23 protein-coding genes are annotated in these 20,781 nt (G+C 42.5%); 10 read left to right on the forward strand and 13 right to left on the reverse strand.

The genetic code is table 11. The features are described from left to right. Positions 1–24 precede the first annotated feature (24 nt). From rsgA to rpsF, 9 genes are all read right to left on the reverse strand, one after another. On the reverse strand, positions 25–999 hold the full coding sequence (gene rsgA, locus R8P61_31765; GenBank protein ID MDW3651702.1) for a ribosome small subunit-dependent GTPase A: 975 nt from the start codon (positions 997–999) through the stop codon (positions 25–27). Continuing rightward, the gene (locus tag R8P61_31770) at positions 977–2,740 is read right to left on the reverse strand and encodes a PDZ domain-containing protein (protein MDW3651703.1); all 1,764 of its coding nucleotides are present in this window, start codon (positions 2,738–2,740) and stop codon (positions 977–979) included. The genes rsgA and R8P61_31770 overlap by 23 nt, the downstream gene beginning before the upstream one ends. Positions 2,741–3,077: 337 nt before the next feature. Beyond that, a complete protein-coding gene (locus R8P61_31775) occupies positions 3,078–3,701 on the reverse strand; it encodes a hypothetical protein (GenBank protein ID MDW3651704.1) in 624 nt (207 codons plus the stop codon). A 10-nt stretch (positions 3,702–3,711) separates the two neighbouring features. Further along, the gene (locus R8P61_31780; GenBank protein ID MDW3651705.1) at positions 3,712–4,155 is read right to left on the reverse strand and encodes a hypothetical protein; all 444 of its coding nucleotides are present in this window, start codon (positions 4,153–4,155) and stop codon (positions 3,712–3,714) included. A 30-nt stretch (positions 4,156–4,185) separates the two neighbouring features. Continuing rightward, a complete protein-coding gene (locus tag R8P61_31785; GenBank protein MDW3651706.1) occupies positions 4,186–4,830 on the reverse strand; it encodes a hypothetical protein in 645 nt (214 codons plus the stop codon). Positions 4,831–5,005: 175 nt separating this feature from the next. Beyond that, positions 5,006–5,572 carry a hypothetical protein gene (locus R8P61_31790; protein MDW3651707.1) on the reverse strand — a complete coding sequence of 189 codons (567 nt, stop codon included), beginning with the start codon at positions 5,570–5,572 and terminating at the stop codon, positions 5,006–5,008. Between the two features lie 154 nt (positions 5,573–5,726). Then, positions 5,727–6,173: a 50S ribosomal protein L9 gene (rplI, locus tag R8P61_31795; protein ID MDW3651708.1), complete on the reverse strand. Its 447-nt coding sequence runs from the start codon at positions 6,171–6,173 to the stop codon at positions 5,727–5,729. Positions 6,174–6,181: 8 nt separating this feature from the next. Continuing rightward, positions 6,182–6,454: a 30S ribosomal protein S18 gene (gene rpsR, locus R8P61_31800; protein ID MDW3651709.1), complete on the reverse strand. Its 273-nt coding sequence runs from the start codon at positions 6,452–6,454 to the stop codon at positions 6,182–6,184. Between the two features lie 22 nt (positions 6,455–6,476). Beyond that, positions 6,477–6,857, reverse strand: a complete 381-nt coding sequence (rpsF, locus tag R8P61_31805) for a 30S ribosomal protein S6 (protein MDW3651710.1) — start codon at positions 6,855–6,857, stop codon at positions 6,477–6,479. 108 nt (positions 6,858–6,965) lie between these two features. Between rpsF and R8P61_31810 the strand changes: the two genes are divergently transcribed. From R8P61_31810 to R8P61_31840, 7 genes are all read left to right on the forward strand, one after another. Continuing rightward, positions 6,966–7,913: a hypothetical protein gene (locus R8P61_31810; GenBank protein MDW3651711.1), complete on the forward strand. Its 948-nt coding sequence runs from the start codon at positions 6,966–6,968 to the stop codon at positions 7,911–7,913. Between the two features lie 20 nt (positions 7,914–7,933). Beyond that, positions 7,934–8,371, forward strand: coding sequence for an OsmC family protein (locus R8P61_31815; GenBank protein MDW3651712.1), 438 nt, complete (start codon positions 7,934–7,936; stop codon positions 8,369–8,371). 76 nt (positions 8,372–8,447) lie between these two features. Further along, positions 8,448–9,263: a pirin family protein gene (locus R8P61_31820; GenBank protein ID MDW3651713.1), complete on the forward strand. Its 816-nt coding sequence runs from the start codon at positions 8,448–8,450 to the stop codon at positions 9,261–9,263. Between the two features lie 26 nt (positions 9,264–9,289). Further along, positions 9,290–10,159, forward strand: a complete 870-nt coding sequence (locus R8P61_31825) for an AraC family transcriptional regulator (protein MDW3651714.1) — start codon at positions 9,290–9,292, stop codon at positions 10,157–10,159. Between the two features lie 81 nt (positions 10,160–10,240). Next, positions 10,241–11,665, forward strand: coding sequence for an MATE family efflux transporter (locus R8P61_31830; GenBank protein MDW3651715.1), 1,425 nt, complete (start codon positions 10,241–10,243; stop codon positions 11,663–11,665). A gap of 89 nt (positions 11,666–11,754) precedes the next feature. Then, positions 11,755–12,321, forward strand: coding sequence for an NAD(P)H-dependent oxidoreductase (locus R8P61_31835; GenBank protein ID MDW3651716.1), 567 nt, complete (start codon positions 11,755–11,757; stop codon positions 12,319–12,321). A 64-nt stretch (positions 12,322–12,385) separates the two neighbouring features. Further along, the gene (locus R8P61_31840; GenBank protein MDW3651717.1) at positions 12,386–12,922 is read left to right on the forward strand and encodes a hypothetical protein; all 537 of its coding nucleotides are present in this window, start codon (positions 12,386–12,388) and stop codon (positions 12,920–12,922) included. Positions 12,923–12,925: 3 nt separating this feature from the next. On the opposite strand, the gene R8P61_31845 is transcribed toward R8P61_31840, so the two are convergent. Then, a complete protein-coding gene (locus R8P61_31845) occupies positions 12,926–14,845 on the reverse strand; it encodes an amidophosphoribosyltransferase (GenBank protein ID MDW3651718.1) in 1,920 nt (639 codons plus the stop codon). Positions 14,846–15,062: 217 nt separating this feature from the next. On the opposite strand from R8P61_31845, the gene hpt reads away from it, so the two are divergent. Then, complete coding sequence (hpt, locus tag R8P61_31850; GenBank protein MDW3651719.1) at positions 15,063–15,605, forward strand: hypoxanthine phosphoribosyltransferase; 543 nt, start codon at positions 15,063–15,065, stop codon at positions 15,603–15,605. Here hpt and R8P61_31855 read toward each other — a convergent pair. Continuing rightward, on the reverse strand, positions 15,602–16,897 hold the full coding sequence (locus R8P61_31855; protein MDW3651720.1) for an MATE family efflux transporter: 1,296 nt from the start codon (positions 16,895–16,897) through the stop codon (positions 15,602–15,604). The two genes, hpt and R8P61_31855, sit on opposite strands and share 4 nt — an antisense overlap. A 188-nt stretch (positions 16,898–17,085) precedes the next feature. On the opposite strand from R8P61_31855, the gene R8P61_31860 reads away from it, so the two are divergent. Both R8P61_31860 and R8P61_31865 read left to right on the forward strand, forming a co-directional pair. Continuing rightward, positions 17,086–17,916 (forward strand): alpha/beta hydrolase, encoded by an 831-nt coding sequence (locus R8P61_31860; protein MDW3651721.1) that lies wholly within the window; start codon positions 17,086–17,088, stop codon positions 17,914–17,916. Between the two features lie 26 nt (positions 17,917–17,942). Then, positions 17,943–18,692, forward strand: coding sequence for a D-Ala-D-Ala carboxypeptidase family metallohydrolase (locus R8P61_31865; protein MDW3651722.1), 750 nt, complete (start codon positions 17,943–17,945; stop codon positions 18,690–18,692). Between the two features lie 122 nt (positions 18,693–18,814). Here the strand turns inward: R8P61_31865 and R8P61_31870 are convergent, their stop codons facing one another. Both R8P61_31870 and R8P61_31875 read right to left on the reverse strand, forming a co-directional pair. After that, complete coding sequence (locus tag R8P61_31870; GenBank protein MDW3651723.1) at positions 18,815–19,492, reverse strand: hypothetical protein; 678 nt, start codon at positions 19,490–19,492, stop codon at positions 18,815–18,817. A 199-nt stretch (positions 19,493–19,691) separates the two neighbouring features. Beyond that, complete coding sequence (locus R8P61_31875) at positions 19,692–20,771, reverse strand: hypothetical protein (protein MDW3651724.1); 1,080 nt, start codon at positions 20,769–20,771, stop codon at positions 19,692–19,694. Between the last annotated feature and the right edge of the window lie 10 nt (positions 20,772–20,781).

The following is a 20,781-nucleotide window of genomic DNA, read 5'->3' on the forward strand; positions in this document are numbered from 1 at the left end:
TTTCCTGTATGGACAGTGCAGGAATCAATCCAAATCGAGTATTTCCCTACGCATTTTTACATAATTTTTATACCGACTGTCAGGAATTTCCCCTTTTTCCCACGAGTCTTTAACGGCACAAGCCGGTTCTCTGGTATGACTGCAGTCACTAAATTTGCAATCCGACATCAATTGGAGGATTTCAGGAAAATAGTGGCCGAGGTCTTCTGCGGTAAAATCAGTAATTCCCCATTCTTTAATTCCGGGGGTATCTATAATATATCCCCCTCCGCTAAGGGGATGCATCTCTGCATAGGTAGTTGTGTGTTTTCCTTTTTGGTGATAATCTGAAACTTCTGCAGTTTTTATATCCAGCTGAGGATCTACCAGGTTTATCAGGGTACTTTTTCCCGCTCCTGAATGTCCTCCGATAAAACTTCTTTTGCCGACCAGGAGTTCATTTACCTTCTCGATGTATTGATCATCCAGGGCAGACAACTGACTTACGGAGTATCCTACTGATTCATAGGTTTCAACGATTTTTGCTAATTGTTCTTTCTGCTCTTCGGTCTGGATAAGGTCCAGTTTGTTGATCACTATTTGGACCGGGATATGATAGGCTTCTGCAACAATGAGAAACCTGTCTGCAAAACCGGTAGAAGTTCGGGGAAAATCAATGGTAAATAGCAGAATAGCCTGGTCGATATTGGCAGCAAGAATATGGACCTTATGATTATGGCCGATGGCTTTCCTTAAAATATAGTTCTTGCGAGGCAGAATCTCATAAATCACTCCTTTCCCTTCTTCATCTGTAAGCGCATATCTGACTTCGTCTCCTACAGCCACAGGATTGGTAGCGATGAGGCCTGCAATCCTGAATTTTCCTCTGATCGAACATTCTATATGCTCGCCTTTCTCATTCAATACTCTGCTGAAAGATCCTACTGACCGAATGACGGTTCCACTTTCCAGCTGAGTCGGAATTTCCGGCTGTTCTTTACGCTTTTTCTTCTTTGACATATGTTGAGGGCTGAAAAAGTTCTACCTTCTGCCATGAGGCCCGATTTAGCAATTGCTCCGAACTCGGATTTGCAAGGGGCATAAACTGCGGAACCATAAAGCGCTTTTGAACAATGAGAGGAACAGAAACCTGGTATAATTTATTTCGATGAAAATAGTGAAGTTCTACCTCAGATTCTTCGGCAAAATAACCCAACAAGTGTTCCAAATCTTTTTTGATCTTCTTTCCGTTTATGGCAATAATCTCATCTCCTTTATTTAGACCGGCCAGAGCTAAGGGACTTGCCGGCAATAAGTTTTCGATTTTTACCCCTATTTCGCTGAGGTTGCTGGATTTAAGTCCCCAGACGATTTGTTCCAGTCTTTCAGGAGGAGATTCAATCAATTTGAGCCCCATATATTCCCCCATCTCTGAGAGAGGCTCTTGCAGGTCGGCTATTCCTGAGATGTATTTTTTGAAAAATTCGGTAAAAGATTCTCCGCTGACATCTTCCAGCGCTTTTATATAATCCTCTTTGGTGTATCCTCGGTTTTCTTTGGTGACTCTGTGATAAAGGAGTCCTACAGCAGTATCGAGAGATGCCTTATTAGCTGTTGCCTTTCTGATTTTTCCATCGATCAGCATAGAGACAATATTTCCTTTGGTATAAAAGGAAATCCGACGATTGGGGATGCCTTCATTGGTGTAGCCATTGACCCAACTGTCGAAACTGGCCTGCTCTAGTGAAATGAATTCCTTCCCTCCCATGCTATAATGTCTCCTCAATTCTCCATTTATAGCTTCTATCCACTGCTTGATATTCCAGACCTGAGATTTCCAAAGCATCAAATCGCCATAGTAGGTAGTGATCCCTTCTGTGATGTAGTGCAATTTGGAATAGTTGCGTTCATCGTATCTATAGGGATACATATCTGCCGGGCGAAGGGCTTTTACATTCCAGGTATGAAAAAGCTCATGGGAAGAAATCTCCAAAAAGGATTTATACATAGGACTTTGCATAAGTCTATGTCCAGGTCCCATGGCAATGACGGTCGAATTGTAGTGCTCAACCCCATGCCGATATGGATAGGGAAGCATGACATAGAGGTAATGGTACTCCTGCACCGGAAACTCTGCAAACATTTTCAACTGAGCTTCTGTATAGGCCCGAATGTCCTCCTCCATTTTGTTAAGGGCAGGTTTACAATCTCCCTGAAACCAGAGAAACATAGGAATCCCTGCTACTTCAAACTCATGTTTGATGAGCTTTCTCCCTGCAAAAAATGGTGTGTCTACCAATTGATGGAAGTTCTCAAAGTAGTAGCCTTTGCCTTGCTCTTTCAGGGCTCCTCCAATTTGGTAGTCTTCCGGAATTAAAAGATCCAGGGTACATGGCTCGTCAATTTTTTCTTTTTGATAAAGAAAGAGGTTGATCCCATTTATATAGAGGCCTTCCTGATCCAGGTAAGAACCTCCGGCATCAGAATTATTGCAATAGTATAGGTAGGAGATCGTAAGGGTTGTGCTTTCCGGACACTGAACCTCCCAACTATGTGTTCCCAGTTTTTTTACAGGGAGTTTTTGATCTTCATCATTCCAGACTTCCACATCCGTGATGAGTCGCTCATATTCCTGCAAAATATATCTTCCCGGTCTCCAGGTAGGGAGATGGAAAACCTGACTACCTTTTTCACAATGTGTTTTTAGGCTTAGGCGGATACATTGCTGGATAGAAGAGCTGACATCAAGAGTATAATGCATCTTGTTTGAGTATTGGGTGCCTAAATTACTCAAAAAAGCCTTGCCATTTCAATAAGCTGATTGATTGCTTTTGAAAGCTTTGATTTTTTTTTCCTGCCTTTAAGTGCGTTTTAGAACGATTTTCGAAATTTTTTTCAAAAAATTTAAAAGTGGGGTGACCTGTGAAGATTATTCCTGTCTACAAATTGAACGAGATTTTATTCTCGTTTCGTTTTAGGGCGTTTTCATGGCTGTTGCCCCATCGTTTAGATGGGGCGCTTTTTTTTATGAAAAATCTCCCATATTCTGAGGCCAGAGGATGGGAGATTTAAGCATGTTAGCCTCTTCTTTGTAGAAATTATTCCTGATGATTACAGCCTCTCATGCATCCTATGTGAAAGTAGTGCCGTGCCATGAGTGCTCTGTGTTGGCAATAGCTCAAATTATCCCTTTCGCAGCTTTCCAGAACTTTCTCAAACTCATCATTGGCTTCCCGATCACAATAGCGGAGACAGTTACTTTTCGCCTGAGCCTCCTCGAACTCTTCAGTATTGTTTGCAAAGAATAAGAGTTCGTTTAAATCACTGATTTGAAAAACATATCCCTTTGAGAGTTCCTCATGAATTTGCTGTAGCAAAGTCTTTATTTTCGAATTGCCTTCAGCTACATCAATACCGCTAAGCAAGCTATACTTCCGGATACTCCTTGATGAAGCTTTTTCAAGGAAGTTTTCAATTTTCGGGTATTTCTCGTGGATATTGAGAAGCCACCAGAGATCCTTCTGATCCAGGTTTTTCCTTCTATCCTCGATCTTTTGTTCTAGTTTCTGCTCGGCTTCGAGAAATTGATGGAAAGCATCCAGGCTGAGGAGTTTTTCATTGAGTTGTTCTTGGGTAAGAATTTCCTGAGTTATTTCAACTTCTGGCTGACAGGAAAAAAGGAGTATAAGGCAAGTTGTTAGAATATAAATTGTGTTTTTCATGTTTATTCTCTTAAAGATTTTCCGGGGAAAGGAGGTTTACGAAATGGGCATTGTCATAGAGATAATGTTCATCTAATTTCTCCTTAAGTAATTCAAAGCTCTTTGTGAGAGAGGATTGCTCCTGGATAAGATCGATTCCGGTCAGGAAGTTGTACTTCTTGATTTCTTCCTTTTTGGCGAGTCGTAGAAAATCATCATGCTGTTCATACTTCCCATGAATACTTTGTATCCATTCTGCATCTTCCTGGCTAAGTTCAGAAGTGCGCGTTTCGATATTTCTCTGAAGTTCATGATAGGCATATACAAAGGCTTGATATTCCTTCATGTCCATGACTACTTCAGATAATTGATTTTCATTCAGGCGAATCTTACCCAGGGGCTTATCGATACTTTGGCAGGAGAAAAGCATGCATAGAGTAGAAACTAGCAAGCTGCTGATAGAAATTTTTTTCATAAGAGTTGAGCTTAAAAATGGATAAGGAAACTATTCTTGTTGACTACAACCGCTCAGACAACCCCTCAGGTAATAGGTAAATGCGAAACGGGCTTCTTCTCTACAAAAAGACTCAGGTTCGGATAAGCCTCCTACAGGTTGCATACATCTGTTATAGATCAGTTGTCGATATTGTGCGGCTGAACCCATGCACCAGACAGAGCAACCGAGTGCTGTTTTTTCTGCTTCTCCAAAGATGTTTGATCCCAATTGGAACATCACATCCTCCAGGTCTGAAGCTTCGTATCGAATTTCCTCTTTTAGCTTGCTTAGGAAAATTTCAAACTTTTGCAGGGAAATAGAATTTCTGGTGAGCAAATCAATTCCTGTTAATTTTTTGTAGGTGGAATAAAGGTTTTCGTCAGCTGCTGCACGAAAATCTTCGAGCAAGGGATAGTTTTGATGCATACTTTTAACGAGTTCAAATTCCTTTTTACTGATCTCTCTTTTCTTTTTGATGATGGCCTGGGTCTCAAGCCGAAATTCTGTGAGATATCCCTGGTATTCTTCTGATTGGGCCAAATGATACAGGAGTTCTTCTTTATCAAGCAAAGGTTTTTCCGGAAGGATCTCATTTTCACAGGCGAAAAAGAGGATGCTGATAAGGGCAAGGCTTAATAATTTTAGTGTTCTCATATGTAAATTGATTTTGTGTTGACTATTCCTGGCTTCCTGTTAGAAAGGAAGAGCTATCTTGATTGAAGCTGAAGGATACGCTCCTCCTGGCCTTACAAAATGCTTTGACCAGAGAGGAGTTTCAAGGTCCCCGGATCGGGATACTTGAATGGATCAAAAATCGGATAGCATTTTTTTAACAATCCCCCATGCATTCAGTGAGGAAATAGAAATAGCGGATTTCAGCTTCTTCTTTGCATTCATGTTCATCCCCTTTTCCCGCTGTACAGGCATTCATGCTACTCAGACGGCTATGTTCTGCCCGTATGATGCACCATTCTTTGCAGCTCCAGCTTTGGTAGCCTTCGGAAACTTCTTTTTGATAAGAGGGGAATAGTTCTTCTGAGGGAAAAGCTTTTAGGCCTTGATCCAAAAGAACTGAGTGCTTTCTATTTTGGATGTTGACTCCTTCCAGAATTTTGATTCTGCCAATCTTCTTCAATCGTAGGATATCCTCTGCATTTCCTTCTTTGAGGAACTGATCAATCTGAGGATAGATGTGGTGGAGTTCTTCCAGAAATACCTGCTCGGATGGAGTGAGGTTATCGAGCTTGTCTGCAATATCCTGGAGATGTATGCTTAAAGTTGATGGCTGAGATTCTTGCTGATGGACTTGAAATGTTTCCTCTGAAAGTTGGTGGCAAGCGGTACTCAATAACAAGCCACAAAGCAGGAGGCAAAAAAGATTCTTCATGTGTTTCATGTTCTTGGTTTAAAGCGATTCTTCAGAGATCATGTTAAAAGTTGATCTCATTAGGATATGACCCCAAAGCCAGGAGCTATGTCAACACGGGGGGAAATTTTTTGCAAAAAAAAAGCCCGACCAAACGGTCGGGCTTTTATATAGGTAGAGTTTCTTAGTTCTCTTTTCTGAGGACTTCAATTTGAATCTCAGCTTTGACTTCTTTGTGAAGGTGAACTGTAGCAGTGTATTCGCCAGTAGTTCTGATATCTTCAAAAGTCAGAGTCTTACGATCAATTTCGTGTCCAAGTTCTTTCAGCTTGTTTACTAACTGAATGCCAGTAACAGATCCGAAGAGTTTTCCATCGGCACCTGCGAGGGTTTCGATAGTGATTTTCAAACCTTCCAGTTTAGCAGCTTCTTCTTCAGCTTGTTGCTTTACGAATTCTTGCTTGTGGGCAGCTTGTCTCTTCTTTTCATCTAAAGCTTTCTTGCTAGAGGCAGTAGCCAAAATAGCAAGGCCTTGTGGGATCAGGTAATTGCGTGCATATCCAGGCTTTACCTTTACAACATCATCCTGATCACCCAGGTTTCTTATCGGTTGTTTTAAGATTACTTCCATGTCCTTACTTATTTCAACTCGTCAGTAACAAATGGTAAAAGTGCCAAATGACGGGCACGCTTGATAGATACGGAAAGTCTGCGCTGAAATTTCAGGCTGGTTCCTGTCAAACGACGAGGAAGAATCTTTCCTTGATCATTTACAAACTTCAAGAGGAAGTCTGGATCTTTGTAGTCAATATAAGTGATGCCAGCTTTCTTGAAACGGCAGTACTTCTTACTTCTTTGCTTTGACTTAATCCGGTTGGACGCCGTAGGCCCAATAACTGGAGATTTTGCCATAATAAAATGTCTTTCTGATTAATTAAAATGTCTTGGCTTCTTTGCGGAGGCCAAAGCTTTGGTCACGACGCTTCTTGTTATAAGCCAGCGCGTGCTTTTCCAATTTTACGGTTAAATACCTAATTACCTGGTCGTCGTAGCGATACGTTTGCTCGAGCTTAGGAATAATAGCTCCTGGAGCATTAAACTCCATGTAAACGTAAAAGCCGGACGTCTTTCTCGCTATGGGATAGGCTAACTTGCGTACGCCCCAGTGCTCTCTATTGTGCACGGTCCCACCATTGTCCTTAATCAGATTGACGATTTTGTCAACTGCCTGTTTCTGTTCGTCCCCTGACAGATCGGGAGTGAGGATGAACGTCGTTTCATACTCGTTGTTAAACGATTTGGGTGTTATATCCATAATTTTATTAAAACGGACTGCAAAGGTAGTATAAATTTTTCAAATAAGCACGTAGCTTTGAGGAATTAACGATATAGCAAAATAGTCCTTGTATATTTGAGTCAGCGTATGAAGATCTCAGGCTTTAGTTTTGTGAAAAATGGAGTAAAACTCTATTTCCCGATCCGAGAGGTAATCGAATCGGCTTTGCCGCTGGTGGATGAATTTATCGTAGCGGTAGGAGATTGTGATCCCGATGATAGTAGTCGGGCTGAGATTGAAGCCATAAATTCTCCTAAAATAAAAATCATTGATACAGTCTGGGACCTGGAAGCTTATCCAAGGGGTATGGAAAATGCTCATCAAACAGACATAGCTAAAAGTCATTGTTCCGGTGATTGGCTACTCTATCTGCAAGGAGATGAATTGATTCATGAAAAGGATTATGCGGCCATCCGGAAACGCTGTGAGGATTTGCTGGAGGATCGGGAGATCGAAGGATTACTCTTTAAATACAATCACTTCTGGGGAGATTATGATCATGTACACAGGTCTCATGGCTGGTATAGAAGGGAAATACGGATCATTCGCAATGATCCGGAAATTCATTCCTGGGAATCGGCCCAGTCTTTCCGCCGCATTCCTGATTTTGAGGGGAAAAACTATCGACAGCAAGAAGGCACACATAAATTGAAAGTAGCGGAAGTAGATGCGCACATCTATCACTACGGATGGGTCCGTCCTCCTTCTGTTATGCTCAACAAAAAGAAAGCCCTGGATACGATTCATAAAGGCAGCGAAAGGGTAGGGGAAATCTATAAAGATGCTCCAGTCCAATTTGACTATGGCGATATGAGTCGCATTCCAAAATTCAAAGGAAGTCATCCTGCTGTTATGCAGACTTTTATCCATAAATTTAACTGGGGCGATCAACTCCGATACGATAATTCGAAGCCAGATCGACCTTTATTCAAACACGAGAAACTAAAGTACCGTATCCTGAGTTGGATAGAGAATAAGCTCATGGGAGGAAGAGGCATTTTCGGCTTCCGCAATTACCTCCTCCTCAAAAAATAATTTTGCATTAAATCAATCTCATGGCAGATACAACAACTAAAGTCGTTTATAAAACCAAAACCAGCTGGGTCGAAAAACTCGCTTTCGACAACCAGATAGATCAACATAGCTTCCGTATCGATGGAAATGGCCCCACGCCAGAAGGTACAGGTCCTAGTCCTAAAAAAATGCTGCTTACTTCTCTGGCAGCCTGTACAGGGATTGACATTGTTTCTATGTTGGAGAAAATGCGCGTGCCGATTACAGGCCTGGAACTGGATACAGAAGCTGATCTTACAGAGGAGCATCCCAAAGTATTTTCCGAGATTCGTTTGACCTATCGAGTATTTGGAGAAAATATCGATCGGGCGAAAGTGGAAAAAGCTGTTCAGCTCTCCAAGGAAAAGTATTGCGGAGTATCAGCTATACTGGAAAAGAATTCGCCGATCAAAATTGAGATTGAGTACGTAGAAGCTTAGGCATTTTTTACCAGTGATGGTCTTTTTCTCACCTTTTAGTAGGCTAATGGTACCTCTACCTTTGGCTGAAAAGGATATGAGAAAGATTCGCAAAATTCAGTCTCCCCGAAACCACATACAATTCATCGTTTATCCAGAAGATAGAGAAGCGATGAAGCCCTTTGTCTTTTTCGATGCTGGTAATATGCAAAGAGAGGATGAGGGCCTGGAAATTCATACCCATCCCCATTCCGGCATAGGGATCATTACCTATTTTCATGGAACGGATCTTCATCATGGAGATAGCGGAAGCAATGAGGGAATTATCCGGGGAGGAGGTGCTCAATGGATCAGGGCTGGAGGAGGAGTTTGGCATGAAGAAAAGTACAGAAGACCTGCTGGGAAATCGGAGGGCAAATGGAAAGCTTCCATTCATCAATTGTGGATGGCGCTGCCTCCTGAATTCGAAGAAAGGGAAGTTGAGTACAGCAATCTGCAGCCAGAGGAGATTCCTTCAATTGGGCAGGTAAAGGTTTTGGTAGGGGAATACCAGGGAGTAAAAGGGAAAATCCATACCCCTTTCGATATGAGCTACCTGGACGTATCTCTGGATGCAAAAGAAGAATGGGAAATTCAACTTCCGGCCACCCAAAGCAAAGGCTTTCTTTTCCCCCGAAACGGAAATCTTTTTATTGAAGGGGAAGAAATACCCAATCAGCGTATGGGAATTCTGCAAGAGGGGACAGGAACTCTATCCTTGAAAGCTGGAGCAGAAGGAGCAGATTTTGTCTTGCTGAGTGCTGCTCCCAGTCAGCATCCTTTGGTGATCTCTCGTAGTTCTATTCATACAAATAAAGAGGCTTTGGAGAGAAGTATGCTTCGGATACAAGAAATCGCAGAAACTGTATCTTAGGGAAATGCAAGATTTCAAAAGCATATATGTCTGACATCATATTCCATAGATCAAGTGAAAAAGGAAGAGGGCTTCCATTCGCCATCCTTTCCAGTAGCCAGGAACCGATGCTGGAGGAAGACCTCTTTACTCCCTCATTGCGGGATTTTCATGTAGTCTTTTGGTTTAAGAAAGGCGTAGGGAAATACTACATTGATTTTCAGGAATATACCTATAAGCCCAATACGATTGTAATGGTTTCCAAAGATCAGGTTCACTATTTTGAAAAGCCTGAACAAGATTGGGAACTTATTTCTATTCCTTTTCTCAGTGACTTCATCTACAGAAATGACAATGACCTAAGGCATTTGTTCAATTTCAATATTTCTTGCCATCTGGAAGGTCAGCAGATTTTGCATTTGAAAAAAGAAGATGCTGACTTTCTGAAGGATATAGTTAGTTATTTGCGACTTGTGTATTATCAGTGGGTAGGCAAAGCGCAGCAAGACGCTTTTTACCACTGGCTTTGCATTTTCCTCATTTATTGCGAAAAATTGCAGGAAAGCCCTCCCACAGAACTTTTGGAAGGACAGGGAGATGATACCCGACTGCTGTTGGATTTTCTGGAGATTCTGGAAACACATTATAAAGAAGAAAGAAGTGTGGGCTTCTACATTGAACAGCTCAATATTTCCCTGAAAGTACTGGCCCGGATTACTCAGGAGCGATATAAAATCTCTCCCAAGCAAGTTATCAATGAGCGGGTAATGCTGGAAATGAAACGGCAACTCAGAGGAAGCAATCGACCCATCAAGCAAATTGCTTACGATTTGGGCTTTGGAGAACCCACCAATATGGTCAAGTACTTTAAAAAATACAGTGGGCATACTCCCAGCGCTTTCCGGGAACAAAAGTAAGGCGAAAAAATACCATCCTATCTCTTTTTCTGACCTTTAGACCGATGCAAAATATCCGGTCCTTTGACTCAAAATATTCATATGTCAAAGGATTTATTGAAAGGGTCGACCAACAAAGCCCTCTTGTCTATGTCCGTTCCCATAAGCATAGGCATGTTGTCTACCATTCTCTTTCAGGTCATTGATACCTATTTCGTTGGACAATTAGGAGCAGAGCCCCTGGCAGCTTTGAGTTTTGCTTCGACAGTTTACTTTTTGTTGGTAGGCTTATTTATCGGTTTTTCGGTAGCCGTTTCGATTATGGTTGCCAAAGCCTTTGGAGCAAAGGAAATTGATAAGTTAAAGCAGATTTTAGGCCTTTCACTCCTAATAAGCGGCTTGATAACTGTCTTTCTTTCCTGGCTGGGAATCATAAGCATAAGTTCTGTATTCGGTTTCTTAGGGGCAGATGAACAAACCTTGCCCCATGTTGCTGCCTATATGAGTATCCTCTATCTGGGGATGCCTTTGCTGGCGTATGGAATTATTGGCGGGGGAGCATTGAGGGCCACCGGAAATGTGAAATCTCCTGAAGTCGTTTTTGGGTTAGCAGGCATTATAAATGCTCTTCTGGATTATGCCTTTATTTTTGGAGTTGGTCCCTTTCCACAGCTCGGCATACAAGGAGTCGCTTTAGGAACCCTCATTTCCTGGATCTTTATATTTCTAGCGATGACGGTCCTTCTCTTGAGAGATAAACTGCTCATCCTGCCCCACTTTAGATCATTGGTGCATGAACTCCCTATTTTTAAGGAAATATCGCGCTTGGGACTTCCTTCCATTGCCACCCAATTGGTCGGCCCTGCGACCCTCATGTTCATTACCTATATACTGGGTAAGGAAGGAGGTGCCGCTGTAGCTGCCTTTGGGGTGGCTGGCAGGATAGAAACCCTGATGCTCATTGGGGTGATGGGGGTAAGTACAGCAGCTACTCCTTTTATCGCGCAAAATCTGGGAGCAAAAAAGCACCTTCGCATAGATGAAGCTATTGTCTTTGGAGGAAAGGCATCTGTTTACCTCGGGATATTTCTATTCTTCTTTCTGATAGCCCTGGCCGGTCCCATAGCTGGAATGTTTAGTGAAGACCCCCTGATCATCAGCTATACCCAAAAGTACTTTTACCTGGTAGCAATTTCCTACGTCTTCTACAGCCTGTATTTGATCAGTAGTTCTATTTTCAATGGCTTGCAATTAGCTGTCAATTCGCTCAAAATCATTTTGGTGAAAAGCTTTCTGTTCACGCTTCCTCTGGTTTTAATTGGATCTTTTTGGGGCGTGGAGGGAATATTCGCCGGACTTTCAGTAAGCAATGTTTTGGGAGGACTTTATGCGGGAAAAGAGCTGCGAAAACAATTGAAAAAAGTGAATTCTCCTTTAAGCCAAAGAAATCCCTGGCAAGATTACAAATCAGACCTCAACTCTTTGGTTAAAGGACTACTGTCTTTGCTGGGAAAATTGAAAACATGATCTGGCGGGTAAAAAACTGACCATCAAAAGGGCAAAACGGACCTTTAGTTCCGCCAGTATCAAACCTAATTTTGGAGAAAGAAATAAAAATGAAAAAAGTATTAGTCTTTGGAGGAAGCAATAATTCAGAATCAATCAATCAGGAGCTGGCTCGCATTGCAGGAAAATTGTTGGAGAGGACGACGATGCAGGAAATAAAGCTTAGCGACTATCCCCTGCCTATTTATGGTATTGACCATGAGAAGACCTTAGGGATTCCAGAAGAAGCGACTAAACTGAAAGCTGTCTTTGATGCATATGATGCATATATCATTTCAGTGCCTGAGCACAATTTGTCTGTGCCTGCTTTTTTCAAAAACAGCATTGATTGGCTTTCTCGCATACACATGAGTTTTTTTGAGCATAAACCGATTCTTTTGCTGAGTACTTCTCCAGGCAAAGGAGGAGGAGAAAGCTCCCTTGCTCATGCGGAAACCATTTTATCCAACTATTTGGCGGGAAGAATTGTGGGGAAATTCAGCCTGGCAAGATTCTATCAATCAGTAGAGATCCAGGAAGATGGGAGTATTAGGCTAAAAGAGGAGTATCTGGAGGTCTTGAAAGAGGAAGTAGATCGATTAGAGGAGGAGGTAGGCGCGAAAGTAGAAAGTCTATAGGGCGCTCTTTCTACCTTTTTGCATAAAGGAGGGAATCCTAATTTTTTCAGTTAAATTTATGTATATGAAAAAATTAGTTCCTGTTCTCTTAATCCTGAATTTTGGGATTCTCTTTGGCATCGATCTACACGCTCAGGGGCGTCAGGAAGAGGAAGAAGCCAGCATAGGATTTGGAATAGGAATGATTGCCAGTATCGCTGAGGAAGATGATTGGGGAATAAACTCCCGATTTTTCTGGAAGATCACTCCAAGAGGCACGGTAGAATTTGAGGCGAACAATTACTTCGATCGGCAGGACCTCAAAAGCATGATGGAGTATAGCCTCAATTATCAGCGGGAAATCCTTTCGAAAAAAAGATTCGTCCTATATATTATGCTAGGCTATCTCGGAAATAACTATGACTGGGATCGAGATGCCTGTAGTTCCTGCTGGGCTGTTCAGAAAGGGGCCTGGAATCATGGGATAAACGGAGGACTGGGATTTAGCCTCAAAGTGGGTCCGCGTTCTGATCTCTTTTTTGAGCTGCGGAGCAAGAGTATCGGGTCCCGCTACGCCATCGGCATATTGGGGCTCAATTATTATTTATTATCTGCGGGTTAGAAATTAAACATTGGCCATGGCATAGGCACGCGTGCTTTTTCCCTCATAGAAATTGAGATAGGCCTGATTCACCACACCGATACCACCTGGCGTAGGATAATCTCCAGAGAAATACCAGTCTCCTCTATGATCCGGAATTGCCTTGTGCAGATTTTCAATCGTTTGGTATACAATCTCCAGTTCTGGCTTGAAATCTTTCGGACAAACGAGCTCGGCAATTTTGGCAGAAATCTCTTCGTCCGTGAAAGGCGCATAAATGTCTTTTACCACATTGCGGGCAGACATATTTCCTTCTTCTTTCATGCTGAGAATCTTGCGATAGGTCTTATCTATCACATCCTGCATACCTCTTTCCTTTAGGAGAGCGATAGCTGCCTGGAAAGCGATGAGCTTGCCGATTTGAGACATGTCGATTCCGTAACAATCCGGATACCTGATCTGAGGAGCAGAAGAAACGATAACTACCTTCTTGGGTTTTAGTCTCTCCAGTATGCTGAGGATACTCTTTTTGAGGGTAGTCCCTCTCACAATAGAGTCGTCTATACATACGAGATTGTCAACATCTGTATTGACAATTCCCCGGGTAATGTCGTAAACGTGAGCTACCAGATCATCCCGAGCGGAATCATCGGTAATAAAGGTCCGCATCTTTACGTCCTTGCTGATCACCTTTTCCACCCTTGGGCTCAGGTCGATGATCTTCTGGATATCTGCAGCCTTTGCTTTTGGCCCCAATTCTTTGATCCACTCTACCTTCTGAGAATTCAAGGTTTTCTCTAATTCCTTGATCATCCCGAAGAAGGCACCTTCTGCTGTATTGGGGATAAAACCAAAAACAGTATTCTGAAGGTCGTGATTGATGCTCTTCATGATGCTGGGGACAATTACTTTCCCCAGATTCTTCCTCTCTTTATAAATATCGATATCTGTTCCCCGAGAGAAATAGATTCTTTCAAAAGAACAGCTCAGCTTTTTGCCAACTTTGGTAAAGGGCTTCAGTTTTGCGCATTGTCTTCCTCCTTTGATACTCAGGATATGGCCTGCGGGCAATTCGTGGATATCTGAAGGGTGAAGGTTGAATATGGTGCTGATAGCAGCTCTCTCGGAGGCGGCTACGATATAGTCTTCATGTATATGATAAAAGCAAGGGCGAATTCCATTAGGGTCTCTAACGACGAAGGCATCGCCGTTGCCGACAATGCCCCCCATAACATAGCCTCCATCCCAGGCCCTTGCAGAGTTTTTCAAAACCTTTGTCAGGTTTAAGCCCTCCGAAATGAGCTTTGCGATTTCATTCCGGGAGTAACCATTCTTTTTGTATTTGGCATATAAATGCTCATTGGCTACATCCAGGAAGTGGCCGATACGTTCCAAAACGGTTTCCGTATCTGTCATATAACGGGGGTGCTGCCCCAACTCCACGAGTTTTTCGAAGAGGTAATTTACATTGGTGAGGTTGAAATTTCCGGCTATGGCGAGTGCACGGTTGATGTACTCATGGGTACGAATCACCGGATGGCAACTACTGATACCATAGCTTCCCTGAGTTCCATATCGCAAATGCCCCATAAGCACTTCTCCTGCAAAGGGGAAATGTTGTTTGAGAACCTCTGCTTCTGTATGGGTGTCGGGAAAGTCGGCTTTAAACCTTTCGTGGGCCTGGTCAATTTTTTTGAATACATGAGACCAGGGCTGCGCCTTGTTGCTTCGCATTCGCTCCATGTATGGGCGACCGGGTCTGACATTCAATTTCACTACTGCCAAACCGGCACCATCCTGGCCGCGGTTACGTTGCTTTTCCATAAGCATGTAGAGCTTGTTGAGGCCCCACATGGCAGTACCGTATTTTTCCTGGTAATATTCGAGGGGTTTCAAAAGCCTGACGAGCCCTAAACCGCACTCATGTTTTATCTGATCGCTCACGAGCTTATTTTTGTGATTAAACCATTCACTACGTTAACCGCAAAATCATAACAAAGTTAACTAAATGTTATCGGTTTTTTATTGAGATTGTTTAAAGCATGAAATAAAAATTTCCACTTTTTATCCACGCGCTCTCCTGATTCGTCAAAATCCAAAACGAACTTCTAATTTTACGTTCGGCTTTTTATTTTATTTTAGCCACCTAAGCAGAAAAAATTTGAAAAAGGAAATAAAGATCCATGATCTGGAGTTTGAAGAATTTATTTCTTCCGAACGTATTCAGGCAAGAATCCAGGAAATGGCTGATCAGTTAAACACTGATTATAAAGATGCTGATCCCATTATTGTTCCGGTTTTGAGTGGAGCCTTCCTCTTTGCAGCTGATTTGATCCGACGAATGGACGTTGGGCCAGAAATCCATTTTATCAAAGCATCCAGTTATGGAGATGAGCTGGAAAGTTCTGGAAAAGTGAAAATATTGTTGGATGTGCCGGTGGACCTCAAAGGGCGACATGTCCTGATCATGGAAGATATTGTGGATAGTGGCCTTACCTGCAGTTTCCTTTGCGATTATTTTGCCAGGCAATCACCCGCCTCTATTGAGATTGTAAGTTTGCTATACAAGCCTGAAAATTTGAAATATCCTCCTGTCCCTAAATATGTGGGTTTCGAGATCGGACCTGATTTTGTTGTAGGCTATGGCTTGGATTATGCCCAGAAAGGAAGGGACCACGATGCGATCTATATCCTGAAGGACTAGGAAGAGAATATGTTTTTTGGGGAAACCCAACTCAGGCTGATAGCTCTTGACAGCATGAATAATACCATGGCAAACCAGAGGGCATGATTTCCCCAACTATCGACTAATGTATAATAGGCGATAAAGAAAACCGGCATACTGATAAGCATCATATTTCGCATGGCTTTGGTTGCGGTTGCTCCGATATAAACGCCATCCCAGATAAATGCAAAGCCCCCGATAAAACTAACGGCCACCATCCAAAGAATAAAAGGAAGGGCTGCTTCAATGAGTTGAGGATCATCTGTAAATATGTGTAGCAAAGGCTCAGGGAACAGAATATAAACGATCGAGCCAATAGCTGCTATTCCTCCGCCCCAAAAGAATAAATAGCGAACCACCACTTTCAGCTCCTCAAAAGCTTCAGCACCTTTGTATTTGCCAACCAGGCTTTCAGCTGCATAGGCAAAGCCATCGATTCCAAATCCCAGTACAAAGAAAAATTGGAGCAAAATGCTGTTGATTGCCAGAACCTCTTTGCTGAAACCTGAGGACTCATTGGTGAAAAAGGTGAAAACAAAGATGAGACAAAGGGTACGAATAAAAATGTCTCGGCTTACCGTAAAGAATTTTATCAGAGCCTCTTTTTTGAATAGTTTGGATTGGCTGAAATGGGATAAATAGCCTTTATAGTGAGCAAAGAAGAATCCGATGGCAGCGATTATTCCCAGGTATTGAGCAATAACGGTGGCCAAAGCGACTCCATCTGCTTTCATTCCCATCCCGAAAACAAAGAGAAAATTGAGCCCGATGTTCAGTGCATTTACTGTTATGGTCAGGTACATAGGGATACGCGCATTTTGCATACCCAGAAACCAGCCATGCAAAGTATAGGAAGCAATGGTAGCGGGTGCAGCCCAGATACGGATGTAATAATAGGATTTGGCTACTGCTTTTACTTCCTCATCCCCTTTTATGAGACTAAAGCCCCACTCGCCTATGGGCCACTGAAAAATAAGCAAGAGGATAGCTCCAAGGAAGCCTACCGCCAGAGATCTCCATAGGATCATGCTGATCTCCGAATAATCCCTGGCACCATAGGCCTGAGCCGTGAGCCCTGTGGTCCCCATTCTCAGGAATCCAAATCCCCAATAGACAAAATTGAAAATAATGCTTCCCAGAGCGATTGCACCTATGTATAGGGCCGAATCTTCCAGCCGACCCATCAGGGCCGTATCTGCAATACTCAAAAGAGGAACTGAGAGATTACTCAGGATGTTGGGTATGGCGAGACGGAGGATATGTTTGTTCACAGATTGGGAATAATTTGCACAAAACTATTATCTTATTCCCCATTAGCAAAGGGAATTTGCTGATGGGAAGTGTTAGGGTGTTTGTGTGTTAGGGTATAGGAGTTAGGTGAAATGCCTGGACCTCTTATACTGATTGGAATAACACTAACACTCCAACACACTAATACGCTAACACCTATTAAACTACTATGTCTCAAACCTTTTCTCTCAGCAGTAATGGCCAAAAATTTCATGCCTTAAAATGGGAGGCCTCCAATACACAGGCTGTCATGTGCCTGGTGCATGGGCATGGAGAACATATAGGGCGCTATGATCATGTAGCGAAATTTCTGGCGGAGAAAGGAATCTCCACCCTGGGACATGATCTCTATGGGCATGGTAAAACAAATTTTAAAAAAGGACACTGGCCCAATTATGAGGCCGTGATGGATAGCATTGCTGCTTTGATCGAAGAGGCCCGTAATAGTTATCCGGATAAAGCTGTTTTTCTATATGGACATAGTATGGGAGGTAACTTAGCTGCGAATTTTGCGCTGCGCCACAAGCCGGATATTGCAGGAATCATTCTTTCAGCCCCCTGGTTTCGTTTGGCATTTAAACCGAGCAGTACAGACCTCTTCCTGGCCAAAATGATGCTCAATATTTATCCTTCCTTTACCCAATCGACCAAACTGGATGCCAATGCAATCTCTCGCGATCCTGTAGAGGTGGATAAGTATAAAAATGATCCTCTGGTACATGATCTGGTCTCTCCTCAAATGTTTACCAGTATACATCAGTCTGCTCAATGGGCCCTCGATCATGCTGGAGATTTACAGCTTCCGCTTTTGCATATGCATGGAGATGCAGATGAATTAACCAGTTTTGAGGCTAGTAAAGAATTTTCATCAAAAGCTGGAGGAGGTGATGTTACCTTTCAGGCCTATCCCGGTTACTTTCACGAAATGCACAATGAATCCGAGGAAAACAGGAAGCCTGTACTCAAGCTCTTGCGAAGCTGGATACTGGAAAGAATCTAAAATGTCTTACTTGCGTAAATAGAAAGATGCGCAAGCGTCCCTTACTCCTTCGACTTGTATTGCTCCTTGTTTTTGTTTCAGTTACCTTAATTTGGAATTACTGGCGAACCCAAGAGCTGATCGGGAAGTGGGTATATGACCTCCGTTATGAAGAAGCATATATCAATTCCAAAGCAGAGATCGATCAGGTCTTGAATAAGCTTCAAAGAGTACCCTACGAGAAACTTCCCGAGGCTTACAAAGCCCAAACGGCCTCCGATAAATCTCCCTTTAAGGCAATGTTAAGCAATAAGACCTATTATGTGGTCAATGGGGATCATGTTTACAAAAAACTTATCGGAGAGCACCGCATAAAGGATTTTCTTCCCAAAGATTCATTTTACAAAAGACACATAAAAAATCTGGACCCGCTCAACGAAATTTATTTGTTGCTGGACCCTGAGCTGCTGTATAAGTTTCTTGAACTCAAGCATAGCTTAAAGAATAAGGGATATGACCCTGAAGCTTATCAGCTCAGGAGCGTATATAGACATCCACTCCACAATGCAAATGTGGGCGGAGCGAGTCGGAGTAGACATATTTTGGGGGAGGCCCTGGATATCGGAGTAAGAGATATCAATCAGGACGGGAGATCAAATCAGCAAGACAAAGAAATCGTTCTGGACTTGCTGGACAAAGAGATCATCGCTAATCAGGGAGGGCTAGGCCTTTATCCTAATACGATGTCGGTCCATTTTGATGTAAGGGGGAGAAGAGCGAGATGGAATACCTATTAGCAAGTGAGGGCTCAAAATAGATATTTCCCAGAAACGAGCCTGGGAAATATCATATATGAGTGATTTTCTTTAGCTAATCCAAATACTTGCCAATTTAGTATAGTCAGCGAATCCTGTGGATACTAGTTATGCTTATCCGGATTTACAGACCTTCCTTTTTCAGTATTCTTTGCCGATTTGTTTGCTGAAACTCTTTCGAGGCTAAACATCAATTGAGCTCCTTCGCCTCCTGGTAAAATAGTAAACTTCTCTCCACCGTATTCGATAGATCCGTATCCCATTTCATCCCAATCAGCTACCAGATAATAGATGCCATTGTCTTTTTCACTTTTTTCAAAAGTGAGGAAACGATCATCACTTACACTGAAGGTGATCATTACCCGGTCTTTTTCGTGTCCCTGAAGCGTTCCTTTCAGATCGCTGGGAATCAGAATTTCCGTTTCTTCCTTACCGTCTGCCATGATGACCATACCATTCTCATCTATCTCCAGTTTATTGATAGGAGTAGATCTTTTCAGGGTAATGTCTTTAGAAATAAAGTATTGGATGCGGCTGATATTAGCATTTTTTGTGCTATCGATTCTTTCTCTGATAGAAGCAGAAAAGGGTGCCTTTTTCATAGGCTTTTGTCTGCGCTGAACCTGAGATTGATCAGCCTGACCTCTAGTGTTTACGGGAGATACCTCAGCAGGTGGAGGAGTCGTTGGTTCCGCATTTACAATTCTGTCTGGCTTGACTGTCTTACATCCAAATAAAAGGGTGACAATGAGGAGCGTGGAAATGAGCAAGTGATTTTTCATAAGAATTCGTTTAATCCTTAGTTGTGTTAAGGAAATGTATAGGTTAAAGTAAATAGATTGGAAAAGCTGTTCGATTGAAAATCAAAGTAAACTTACAAATAGGTATGGATAAATAAAAATTTCTAAATGCCAATATATCGGACATTAACCAAGATTTTATTTCCAAAACAATAAGAAACCCTAAAAAAAGCGTGTAAGATTATTTTTGGCCTACTCGAATATTTTGAATACCCATTATGTTTTGGAGGGCTGAAGCAAGTGATTCGGTATAGCACATGGCTCCCTGATGATTGAGGTGCATGTCATCAAATGAATATTTTGACTCATAAAATTCCGGGAATTTCCGCGGATCAGAGAGGTCTATTTTATGTTCATTTGGAAGCTGTTGCATCATAGCGAGCAAGTCCGGTGCATATACCCTCGGAGAGAGAATAAAGACCAGGTGTATACCTTTTGCCTTGCTCCGGGCCATAAGGTCTTCTAGCCTGCGCATATGGGGCTGATTGATCGCCTGAGCAGGGTTTTGTTCCATATAAGAAAGAAAAGCTCTCTCTTTTGCACTACTTAAAACTGTGGTATCAGCAAAAAAGCCATCTCGCAAAGCCTCCATACCCGAACGAATATCCGCATCGCTGGCATATAGTACGGCATCCTCCAGATTGATGAAGCCATTGTTCTCCAACCCCAGCAATTCTGAATTTGGTCCATCCCGTTCGACTTCGTACCAGGATTTGAGGAGGCCGACGTTCCAGAGGCGTTCTATATAACTCATAGAGTATCCATACATGGACACCAGTTTATTTAGTTTTCTTATCCCGGGCTGCTTCCAGGTTCCTTGCATTCCAAACAAATATTCACGAGCGTCGAACCAGTATTTATAGTCTGTGACATGCATGTCCGGAGGAGTAGGTTGCATCAACCAGTCGAGTTCCAGAAGGACATATTCGGCTTTGGGAACATCCGATTTCAGGTATTCTTCATAAAAATGATAAGTGAGGGGAGCAAAGGTTCCGGCTAGTCCGCAATTGAAGGATTTTGCAGGATAAGTTTCGCTCATCAACTCGTCCATCAGATTGGGATCCATATGACACATCACCCGACTGGAACCCAATGCTATAATGTTGTAGGGTGCACTCTTTTCCAGGTGATCCATTCGAGCATGCATGTATTCATGTCCCCAGTGAAAATCTCTTTGAGATTCCAGTACAGAAGTCAGGCCCATCTGAACCAGACTAAGTATAAGAAGAAAGAGCACACATTTTCCTAAAAACTTGATCATATCTCTTCAA

This window comes from Bacteroidia bacterium, from assembly GCA_033391075.1.
In the GTDB taxonomy this organism is placed as follows: domain Bacteria; phylum Bacteroidota; class Bacteroidia; order J057; family J057; genus JAWPMV01.